At 64.1% G+C, this 574-nt stretch carries 1 pseudogene; it reads right to left on the bottom strand.

The window, feature by feature from the left end:
* Positions 1-568 (bottom strand): annotated as a pseudogene (locus NKH13_RS35560) (transposase); the annotation flags it as partial.
* Positions 569-574: the final 6 nt, after the last annotated feature.

The following is a 574-nucleotide window of genomic DNA, read 5'->3' as shown; positions in this document are numbered from 1 at the left end:
CTACCGCTCGGCGCCTGGAGCGTCGCTTGCGCACGGCCAGTCCTTCTTCGCGGTATAGCCGGTAGATGCGGTTGATACCCGATGCCTCGCCTTCGCGCCAGAATGAACAGCCGCCGATAGCCGAAGCGCCGGCGCTCGTTGGCCAGGTCGCGTAGCCGGCCGCGCAGTGCCGCCTCTGGCGCTCGGCGAGACTGGTAGCGGATCATCTTACGATCGGCGTCGACGAAGGAACAGGCCCGACGCTCCGACAGGCCCATCGTGGCCTGCAGATGCGCGACGGCTTCGCGCTTGGCGGCGGGCCCTACCATTTTTTTGACAGAAGCTCGCGCAGTGCCGAGGCTTCCAGCATCTGGTCGGCGAGCAGCTTCTTCAGCTTCGCGTTCTCGTCTTCCAAGGCCTTCAGCCGTTTGGCATCGGAGACGTCCATCCCGCCATACTTCGCCTTCCAGTTATACAGCGTCGCCTCGGAGATCCCATGCTTGCGCGCCAGGTCGCCCGCCTTCGCCCCCGCTTCGTGCTCACGCAGAACCGCGATGATCTGCTCTTCCGTAAACCGCTTTCTCTTCATCAGTCC

Source organism: Mesorhizobium sp. M1348 (assembly GCF_040317925.1).
Taxonomy (GTDB): domain Bacteria; phylum Pseudomonadota; class Alphaproteobacteria; order Rhizobiales; family Rhizobiaceae; genus Mesorhizobium.
The sequence above is the reverse complement of the archived record's forward strand: the minus strand, read 5'-3'. Positions and strand labels throughout refer to the sequence as shown.